This is a genomic window from Polyangium jinanense (assembly GCF_028435265.1).
GTDB lineage: Bacteria > Myxococcota_A > Polyangia > Polyangiales > Polyangiaceae > Polyangium > Polyangium jinanense.
The window spans coordinates 15,991-26,452 of the sequence record NZ_JAGTJK010000060.1 but is presented as its reverse complement, the minus strand read 5'-3'; the positions used below and the strand labels follow the sequence as shown (position 1 = coordinate 26,452).

General features: G+C 70.2%; 3 protein-coding genes. 2 read left to right on the top strand and 1 reads right to left on the bottom strand.

The features are described from left to right. Positions 1-382: 382 nt before the first annotated feature. Positions 383-1,504 (bottom strand): NADP-dependent oxidoreductase, encoded by a 1,122-nt coding sequence (locus KEG38_RS47450; protein ID WP_272427522.1) that lies wholly within the window; start codon positions 1,502-1,504, stop codon positions 383-385. A 759-nt stretch (positions 1,505-2,263) separates the two neighbouring features. On the opposite strand from KEG38_RS47450, the gene KEG38_RS47445 reads away from it, so the two are divergent. After that, a complete protein-coding gene (locus KEG38_RS47445) occupies positions 2,264-3,937 on the top strand; it encodes an acyltransferase domain-containing protein (protein ID WP_272427521.1) in 1,674 nt (557 codons plus the stop codon). 45 nt (positions 3,938-3,982) lie between these two features. Next, a complete protein-coding gene (locus KEG38_RS47440; RefSeq protein WP_272427519.1) occupies positions 3,983-10,426 on the top strand; it encodes a MupA/Atu3671 family FMN-dependent luciferase-like monooxygenase in 6,444 nt (2,147 codons plus the stop codon). The last annotated feature ends 36 nt before the right edge of the window (positions 10,427-10,462 follow it).

The window sequence follows — 10,462 nt, the reverse complement described above, 5'->3', positions numbered from 1 at the left end:
CGCGGCTTTGCGCTCGATCACGAGATCGCGTCCTTTCCTGCACCGTTCCCGGTGCAGTGGGACGCGATCCGCGACGACCAGACCGTCGAGATCGACGGCGACAGGGGTCTCCTGGAGCTTTGCAAAGTTTACGCCGCCATACGCAAAACGCGCAGTTGGCATGGGTCCGACGCTGCCCGTGAGAGCGGTGGGCAGCAAATGAACGCGCCGGCCGCGCCCAGGGCGATGACGCCATTGCAGGACTCGATCGCCTTGGCGTGCAGAACCCCGAAGCGGTCGTGGGGCATCGGCACGACCTCGCTGAATACGACGATGACGCGGAAGAATGCCGGGCGAAGTCGTCGTCGCCGGGCGGAGGCTCACGCCGTCCACCTCGACAGGATCAATCCACGACGCGAATCACGGCCTTGCCGCGCGTGTGCCCGGTCTTGATCTGCTCGAGGGCGCGGCGCGTGTCCTGCAATGGGAAGATCTCGCTGACCACGGGGCGGATGCGGCCTTCGTCCACGAGGCGCGCGACCTCCGCGAGCTGCGCGGCGTTTGTCCCGGCGCTGACCCGAACCGCGCGCACGCCGAACTCCTGGGCCTTCTCCGGCGAGGGCTTGCCGACGATCACGACAAGGAGCCCGCCCTTCTTCAGCACCTTGTAGGAGCGCTCCTGGGTGTCTTTCCCGACGGTGTCGAGCACCACGTCCACGTCTTTCACCACGTCCTCGAACTTCGTCGCCTGATAATCGATCACCTGGTCGGCGCCGATCGATCGGAGATGTTCGAGGTTCTTCGCGGAGGCCGTCGCGATGACGCGCGCGCCCCTCGCCTTGGCGATCTGGACGGCCATCGTGCCCACGCCGCCGGAGCCGCCGTGAATGAGCACCGTTTGTCCTGCGCTCAGATTCGCCGTGTCGACGAGCGACTTCCATGCCGTCACGCCGGTCAGCGGAATTGCGGCCGCGTGGACGTGATCCACCGTCTTGGGCTTGGGCAAGACGTCTGCCTCGCGCGCGGCGACGTACTCCGCGAAGGCGCCGTCACGGCCCCCGGGGAGGTACGCGAAGACGGCGTCGCCGCGCTGGAAGCGCGTGGCCCCCTCGCCGATTTCCTCGACGACGCCGGACACGTCCCAGCCGAGGATCAGGGGCAACGTGGAGGGAACCCGCTCCTGCATGCGTCCAGCGGCGAAGGCGATGTCGACCGGATTCACGGCGGCGGCGTGGACGCGGATCAAGATCTCGCCGGGCCCGGGTCGGGGGCGCGGGGCATCCTCGTAGCGCAGATCGTCGAGGCCCGTGAATGCGTGGAGCCGCACGGCCTTCATTGTCTGCGGAGGTGGCGTGCTCGGGGGCTGCGCGCTCGGCGACGAGGCCTCGCTTGGCGCCTTCGATTGACAGGCCGTACACATCATGACCAGCGCGGCGAACAGGGTGAGGAACGCTCGCTTTCGAGGAGACGCAGGAGACGCGTGGACCTCCTTCGAACGCGAGAGGATCGTGGTTCGTGTCGTCATGGCGCTCGGTTACGCCACCCCGGCCTGTGTGTCCACCCCCCCGATAACACCCAAGGTCCCTCGCACACGAAAAACGAATTTTTGTGACGCAAAGTACGCATCAAGTTTCCGTTGTGAGTGAACTACAGTGTTTCACAGCACGTATACCTGGGATGTGTAAGTTGAAAATCATCACGTTGGATGCCTGACCTGATGGTGGATGTTTGATCTGATGAAGTGTGATTACAAATCATGGCGTATGGCCCGTTGAAGGCCGCGTGGCTCGAGCGCAATGATGCGCGGTTTCCTGGGTTCAATCACACCGGGGCGATGCGAGCACGCGCGTGAGTGCACGTCTCGGTAATTCTTGCAGGCGCGTGGTCGATGCATACATGCAATCGTCGGCGTAACAGGTCGACTCGTTGAGGGTCAAAGCTGTCGCACGCAATCGCAAACGTGGATGGCCCAGCCTGGACTGTGTACACGTTTTCCCTTGACCACGACGAAGGAATCATGCTAACCGACCTCACTATGCATGAAGCTTATGAGCACTCCCGCGCTCTATAAGTGCAACAGGGGGCGGGGTGTAGGGGGTATGGATGCACGCCCATGCTGGTGAAGCGTACGCCGCACCGGCGAGGCGTGGGCGGCGCGGCCGGTGGGGATGGTGAGCTTTCGACGCTGCATTTCACGAGGTCAGGCGTTCGTCACCGCTTCGAGGGGAGTCTCGTCATTGAAGCATCGGATCCGGCTTGATCCGTGCCTCCATGGATAATTCGTATGCATCCGTGCCCTTGGACGCTCGCACTGCTTTCAGCCGGGAGCGCTTCTGCGCTCGACGTTTCCATCCGCGCATTTCGCAGCTATCTCGCGTCCACGTCGCCCGACGACGTGCGCGCGGGGGTCGGCCTCCATCCGGTCGATCCGGAGTTCGGGCCGCACAGGTTCGCGCTCCTCTTCCAGGGAGCCGAGGACGGCTTGGCCGCGCTCGGCGCCGATCGCGCCTTGCGCGGCTCCCCGGCGAGCGAGCGGACGGCCGTGCTGATGTTTCCAGGGCTCGGCGACCATTACGTGAACATGGGCCTCGGGCTCTATCAATCGGAGCCCGCGTTCCGCGAGGTCGTCGATCACGCCGCGGACATCCTCCAGCCCGAGCTCGGGCTCGATCTACGCACCGTGCTCTATCCCGAGGGCGTCACCCCGGCCGCCGCGAGCCCGCCCGAGGGGACGGGTAAGGCGCCGAAGGGGGGCATCGATCTGCGGAGCATGCTCGGGCGAAGCAAGCAGAAGCGCACCCCGGCCGATGAGCGGCTCTCCGAGACGCGCCTCGCGCAGCCCGCGCTTTTCGTGATCGAATACGCGCTCGCGCGGGCGTGGCAGAGCCTCGGACTCCGCGTCGGCGCGATGATCGGCTACAGCGTCGGCGAGTACGTCGCGGCGTGCCTCGCGGGCGTCCTCTCCTTCGAGGATTCGCTCACCCTCGTCGCGCGCAGGGCCGCGCTCATCGACGGGTTGCCCCGCGGCGCCATGCTCGCCGTGGCGCTCCCGCACGAGGCCGTCGTCCCCATGCTCGGGGAACACCTGTCCCTGTCCGCGATCAACGGCCCCGAGCTCACCGTCGTCGCGGGCCCTCCCGAGGCGATCGACGCGCTCGAAAAGCGGATCGCCGCGGAGGAGACGCCTGTGCGGCGCGTGCAGACGACGCACGCGTTTCATTCGACGATGATGACGCCGATGATCGAGCCGATGACGAAGCTCCTCGCGCATTACACGCTCGCGCCGCCGAGGATCCCGTACATCTCGAACGTCACCGGCGCGCCCATCACCGCGGCAGAGGCGACGGATCCCGGCTATTTCGCCGCGCACATGTGCCGGCCCGTGCGGTTCGCGGAAGGCCTCGCCGCGCTCATGCAGGACCCGCAGAACCTGTACGTGGAGGCAGGACCCGGGCAAACCCTGAGCAGCCTCGCCCTTGCCTACCCGAGGAGCGGCGCCGCGCCGGAGCGGGTCGTGCTGCAATCGATGCGGCACGTGTATGACGCGCAGGCCGATAGGGCTGTCCTCTTTCGGGCCCTCGGCCGGCTCTGGGTCGCGGGCGTGGTCCTCGATCGCGAGCGCCTCCCGCCGCTGCCGCTCCGCCTGGAGCCCGAGGCGGCGCCGGCGCCGGCGGCGAGCGCGCGTCCCGCGGAGAGCGGCGCCGATCGCGCGGCCCAGACCGAGCGGGAGCTCGCGGCGTTATGGGCGAAGCTCCTCTCGGCGGACGAGATCGGGCCGAACGACCATTTCTTCGAGCTCGGAGGAAACTCCCTCGTGGCGACGCGGCTGCGCACCCGCATCGTCAAGACGTTTCGCGTCGATCTCCCGCTCACGGCCGTCTACCAGGCGCCCACGTTGCGCGAGATGGCGCTGACCATCGACGCCCTGATCGAGCGTGGGGGGAGCGAGGAGCCCTGAATCCCGCGCGGTGAAACCCCACGAACGCTGATGGGTAGGCCATTCATGCAGAGCGACGCCCTCTCTCCCCTCGATTCGTACACGACCGTCATCGATATCCTCCGCGCGCGGGCCTTCACGCGCGCGGAGGATGTCCTCTACCACTTCCTCGCCACAGGCGACGTCGACGGACCCGTGGAGACGTGGTCGTACGGCCGGCTCGACCACGCCGCCCGCGCCGTCGCCGCCGCGCTCCAGGGAGCTGGGATCCAGGGCGGAAGAGCGCTCCTCCTGTTCCCTCCCTCGCTCGATTTCGTCGCCGCGTTGATGGGATGCCTCTACGCGGGCACCGCGGCCGTGCCGACGTACCCGCCCGATCCGGGCCGCCTCGATCGCACCCTGCCGCGCCTCCGCGCCATCGCCAGGGACAGCAGGGCGCAGGTCGTCCTGACAACCGCCCCGATCAAGGCGATGGCGGAGATGCTGCTCCCGCAGGTACCGGAGCTCGCGGAGCTCGTATGGATCGCGGTCGACGCGCTGCCGCCGAACAGCGCGGACGCCTTCCACCCGGTCGCGATCTGCGCCGAGACGATCGCGATTCTCCAGTACACGTCGGGCTCCACCGGCGCGCCGAAGGGCGTCGTGCTGACGCACGCGAACGTGCTGCACAACGAGCGGCTCATCCAGCGCGGCTTCGGTCACGACGCGCAGAGCACGGCGGTCGTCGGGTGGCTCCCGCTCTTCCACGACATGGGCCTCATCGGCAACGTGCTCCAGCCCCTGTTCCACGGGATTCCGTGCATCCTGATGTCGCCGATCGCGTTCCTACAGCGGCCCCAGCGGTGGCTCGAGGCCATCTCGCGGTACGGGGCCAGCACGAGCGGCGGCCCGAACTTCGCCTACGAGCTCTGCGCGCGCAAAGTCCCGGACGAGGTGCTGAAGCGTCTCGATCTGCGCTCGTGGAAGGTCGCGTTCAACGGTGCCGAGCCCCTGCAAGCCGACACGCTGCGGCGCTTCGTCGAGCGCTTCGCGCCCTGCGGTTTCCGGCCGGAGGCTTTTTACCCTTGTTATGGCCTGGCCGAGGCGACGCTCTTCGTCGCGGGCGCGCGCCCCAGCGAGGGCGCCCGCACACGGACGCTCGACGCCGCGGCGCTCGCCCAGGGCCGCGTGGTCGAGGTCGCGTCGGCGCACCCGGAGGCGCGCGCGCTGGTCTCCTCCGGATGGCTCGGCGAGGGCATGCGTGCCGTCATCGTCGATCCGCACACGCGCGAGCCTCGCGCGGATGGCGGCGTCGGGGAGATTTGGCTCGAGGGCCCGAGCGTCGCGCGCGGGTACTGGGGGCGCGACGAGGAGACGGCGGCCACGTTCGACGCGCGCCTCGCGTCCGGCGAAGGCCCGTTCCTGCGCACGGGCGACCTCGGCTTCCTCGCGGAGGACGAGCTGTTCGTGACCGGGCGTCAGAAGGACCTGATCATCCTGCGCGGCCGGAACGTGTATCCGCAGGACGTGGAGCTCACGGCCGAGCAAACGCACGCGGCCGTGCGCCCCGGCTGCGTCGCCGCGTTCGGCCTGGAGGTCGGCGGGGAGGAGCGGCTCGCGCTCGTCGTCGAGGTCGAGCCGGCGCGCGTCGGGGGGTCGATGGAGAGCGTGATGGAGGCGATCCGGCGCGCCGTGGCGGACGAGCACGCCGCGCACCTGCACCTCATCGCCTTGCTCGCGCCGCGCAGCATCCTCAAGACGTCGAGCGGCAAGATCCAGCGCCGCGCGTGCAAGCAAGCGTTGCTCGCCGGGGCGCTGGAGGTCCTCGGGCGCTCGGACGCGCCCGAGGCGCCCGAGGACGCTCCCGCGATGGAGGACGTGCGAGAGGCGCTCGCGCGCGCGCCCGAGGACACGCGCGGCGCCCTCCTCGAGCGCGCGCTCCGCGCCGCCGTCGCCCGTCGCACCGGGAGCGACGCCGGGGCGCTCGACGTGGCCGTGCCGCTCGCGTCGCTCGGCCTCGACTCGCTCGCCGGTCTGGAGCTCCAGGAGGAGCTCGAGGTCGCGCTCGGCGTTCGGCTGCCCGCGACGTTCCTGTGGCAGAGCGCGACGATCCACGACGCGGCGAGCGAGCTGCTCGGCGCGTGGCGAAACGGGTCGACGCTGGCGGCGCCGACGGACGACGACATTCCCGCGCAGGGCCCCTCTTCGCCGGAGGAGCCTTCGCCGCTCTCGCCTGGCCAGTTCCGGCTCTGGTTCCTCGAACGGCTGATGCCTGGGGTGCCGCTCTACAACGTGCAGTTCGGGCTGCGCATGCGCGGGCCGCTCGTGGCGACGGCGCTCGAAGGCGCGCTCGACGCGCTCGTGGAGCGCCACGCGATCCTGCGCACCGTGATCCGCGAGGTGGAGGGGCAGCCGTGCCAGGTGGTGCTGCCCGCGGCAAAGCTCACGCTCGCCCATGTGGATCTCGCGGGCGAGCCGGCCGCGACGCGCGACGCGGCGCGTGACCAGCACGCGCTCGCGGAGGGACGGACCCTCTTCGACTTGCAGCAGGGGCCGCTCTTGCGCGCCTCGCTCGTGCGGGTCGCCGAGGACGAGCACGAGCTGCTCCTGACGCAGCACCACATCATCACGGACGGCTGGTCCATCAGCATCCTCGCGCGTGAGCTCTCGGCGCTCTACCAGGCGCGGCTCACCGGGGCGGACGCGTCGCTGCCGCCCGTGCGCGTGCAGTATGCCGACTACGCGCGATGGCAGATCGCGCGTCGGAGCACGCTGGCCGCGCAGCGGGAGTTCTGGGCCGAGCGGCTCCGGGCGTTGCCCAGGCTGGAGCTGCCCACCGACCAGCCGCGCCCGCGCGAGCCCAAGCTCGCAGGCGCGACGACGCATTTCACGCTGCCACGTCCCCTCGTCGAGGGGCTGCGCGCGCTCGGGCGAAGGCATGGATGCACGCTCTACGTCACGCTCCTCGCCGCCTACGCCGCGTTGCTCCATCGGTACACCGGGCAGACGGATTTCGGGGTGGGCACGGTGTCCGCGCAGCGCGAGCGCGCCGCGACGCGGAGCCTCGTGGGGTTTTTGGCCAACACGCTGACCATCCGCTGCGACCTCGACGATGAGCCCACGTTCGAGGCGCTGATGCAGCGTACGCGCGCGCGGGTCGAGGAGGCGCTGCGGCACGCGGAGCTGCCCTTCGAGGACGTCGTCGCCGCCACGCAGGCCGCGCGCGGCGCCGATCAGAACCCGCTCTTCCAGGTGAACTTCATGCTCGAGCAGCTTCCCGCGGTGGATGCGCGCGTGCCCGGGATGTCGTGGGAGCCGGCGCTCCGAACGCCGGACGGCGCCGTCGCGGGGACGGCGAAGTTCGACCTCTCGCTCGCGATGGTGGAGACGCCGAACGGGCTCGACGGCGCGCTCGAGTACCGCAGCGACCTGTTCCGCGAGGACACGATCCAACGCTTCGCCGGGCACCTCGAGGTGCTCTTGCGCGCGGCGGTTGCGTCGCCGGAGCGGCGCGTGCGCGACCTGCCGATCCTGACCGAGGCCGAGCGAGAGTGGGTGCTCAAGGGGACCCGCGCGGGCGCCTGGCGAGGAGAGGCGGGCCTCGTGCACGCGCAGTTCCAGGCGCAGGCGGCGCGCACGCCTGGCGCGACGGCCGTGGTCTTCGAGGGCGCGTCGCTCACGTACGCGGAGCTCGATCGGCGCGCGCGCTCTCTCTCCGCTCGCCTGCGCGAGCTCGGGGTGGCGCCCGACGTGCGCGTGGGCGTGCTCGTGGAGCGCTCGCTCGACGTCGTCGTGGCGATGCTCGGGATCCTCGGCGCGGGCGGGGCCTATGTGCCGCTCGATCCGTCGTACCCGCTCGAGCGGCTGCGCCACATGGTGCACGACGCTTTCGTGGGCGTGCTCGTCACGCAGGCGCACCTCACGGGCATGCTCGCGGCCGCCGGCTGCGTCGAGCTTTGCGTCGAGGATCTGGAGCACGACGCCGCGCCGCCCGAGGCGTCGCCGCCTGCGCACGACCCGGCGCAGCTTGCGTACGTGATCTACACGTCCGGCTCCACGGGCAAACCCAAGGGCGTGATGCTCCCGCACGCGACGGTCACGCGGTTCTTCGCGGCCATGGACGAGCGGCTGGGCGCGGAGCCCCCGGGCACCTGGCTGGCGGTGACGAGCGTGAGCTTCGACATCTCGGTCCTGGAGCTGCTCTGGACGTTGTGCCGGGGCTTCACGGTGGTGATCCAGGCCGACGAGGCGTCGACGCTGCGCGCGGAGCGCCGCCGCGGACGCGCGAACCCCATCGATTTCAGCCTGTTCTACTTCGCCGACGACGCCGACGGGCCGGGCCGCGATCGGTACCGCCTGCTGCTCGACGGGGCCCGATTCGCCGACAGGAACGGCTTCTCCGCGGTCTGGACGCCGGAGCGGCACTTCCACGCGTTCGGCGGCATGTACCCGAACCCCTCGGTCACGAGCGCGGCGCTCTCGACGATCACCGAGCGGGTCGGCCTGCGCGCCGGCAGCGTCGTGATCCCCTTGCACCATCCGGTGCGCGTGGCCGAGGAGTGGGCCGTCGTCGACAACCTCTCGCGTGGTCGCGTGGGCGTCTCGGTCGCGTCGGGCTGGCACGCCGACGATTTCGTCTTCGCGCCGGAGCGGTATGCGGCGCGCAAGGAGGCGATGCTGGAGGGCCTCGACGTCATCCGTCGCCTCTGGCGCGGCGAGGTGGTGCGGCTGCCCGGCGGCGACGGCAAGCTCGTCGACGTGCGCATCCGGCCCCGGCCGGTGCAGGCGGAGCTGCCCATCTGGATGACGGCGGCGGGCAACCCCGAGACGTTCCGCGCCGCAGGGGCGCTCGGCGCGAGCGTGCTCACGCACCTGCTCGGGCAGAGCATCGAGGAGCTCACGGAGAAGATCGCTCTCTATCGCGAGGCGTACCGCGGGTCGGGCGCGTCTGGGCGCGGCCACGTCACGTTGATGCTCCACACGTACGTCGATCCGGACCTGTCACGCGTCCGCGCGCGTGTGGAGGCGCCCTTCAAGAACTACCTCCGCAGCTCGCTCGATCTCATGAAGGGAATCGGGCGCTCTCTCGGCATGAGCGTGGACACGGGGCCCCTCGGCAAGGACGACGTCGATCGGATCGTCGAGCACGCCTTCGGTCGGTACTTCGAGACGAGCGGCCTCTTCGGCACGCCGCGGGGGAGCCTCGAGCTCGTCGAACAGCTCCGCGCGATGGGCGTCGACGAGATCGCGTGCCTCGTCGATTTCGGCATCGACACCGACGCGGTGCTCGAGAGCCTGCCTCACCTCGACCAGCTCCGCCGCCTGAGCGAGCGCGAGGCGCGGCGTGGAGGGGGCGAGCCGGTCACGGTTCCGCAGCAGATCAGGCGGTACGGCGTGACGCACTTGCAATGCACGCCCTCGATGGCGCGCGCGCTCCTGCTCGACGCCGAGGCGCGCGAGGCGCTCGGGGGGCTCCAGAAGCTGCTCGTCGGCGGAGAGGCTTTCCCGGGTCCGCTCGCCGAGGAGCTCGGCGCGATCGTCCCCGCGGGGCGGATGAACATGTACGGGCCGACCGAGACCACCATCTGGTCGGCGACGCACGACGTGAAGGACGAGCGCGGCGGTGTGGTTCCGCTGGGCACGCCCCTCGCGCACAACCGCGTCTACGTGCTCGATCGGGCCCTTCAGCCCGTGCCCTTCGGCGTACCGGGCGAGATCTACATCGGCGGCGACTGCGTGGCGCGCGGCTACCACGGCCGGCCTGCGCTCACCGCGGAGCGCTTCCTGCCGGATCCCTTCCGCGACGAACCGGGCGCGCGGATCTACCGGACCGGAGACATCGGGCGCTTGCGTGCCGACGGCACGCTCGAGTTCCTCGGGCGGGCCGATCAGCAGGTGAAGCTGCGGGGATATCGCATCGAGCTCGGCGAGGTGGAGGCGTCGCTCGCGACTTGTCCGGGCGTACGCGAGGCGGTGGCGGCGGTGCGCGAGGACGTCCCGCTCGACGTGCGGCTCGTGGCGTACGTCGTGCCGGCGGAGGGCAGGATCGACCCGACGTCGTTGCGCGCGTCGCTGCAGCGACGCTTGCCGGACTACATGGTGCCCTCGGTCTTCGTCGAGCTGCCCGCGATTCCGCGCACGCCGAACGGCAAGGTGGATCGGAAGGCGCTGCCGGCGCCCTCCGAGGAGCGGCGCGCGAGCGCGGCGTTCGTGGCGCCGAGGAGCGACGTCGAGCAGCAGATCGCGGACGTCTGGCGACGCGTGCTCCGGGTGGATCAGGTCGGCGTCCACGACAACTTCTTCGACCTCGGCGGGCACTCGCTGCTCATGGTGCAAGTGCACAACGAGCTACAGCCGCTGCGGCCTGGCATGCCGCTCGTCAAGCTCCTGGAGCACCCCACGGTCAGCGCGCTCGCGGCGTACCTGAGCGAGGGGGCAGGGGAGAGCGCGGCCGTGGTCGACGCGGCGCAGGATCGCGCGCGCCGGCAGCTCGAGGTGCTCAAGCGGCAGCGCAAGCGCGCGCGCGGGTGACGGATCTTCATGCGACGACGACGAGAGGAAAGGTGG

Excerpts from the sequence above, each read along its gene's own strand:
- KEG38_RS47450 (WP_272427522.1), bottom strand. The coding sequence starts at position 1,504 with ATGACGACACGAACCACGATCCTCTCGCGTTCGAAGGAGGTCCACGCG.
- KEG38_RS47445 (WP_272427521.1), top strand. The coding sequence starts at position 2,264 with ATGCATCCGTGCCCTTGGACGCTCGCACTGCTTTCAGCCGGGAGCGCT.
- KEG38_RS47440 (WP_272427519.1), top strand. The coding sequence starts at position 3,983 with ATGCAGAGCGACGCCCTCTCTCCCCTCGATTCGTACACGACCGTCATC.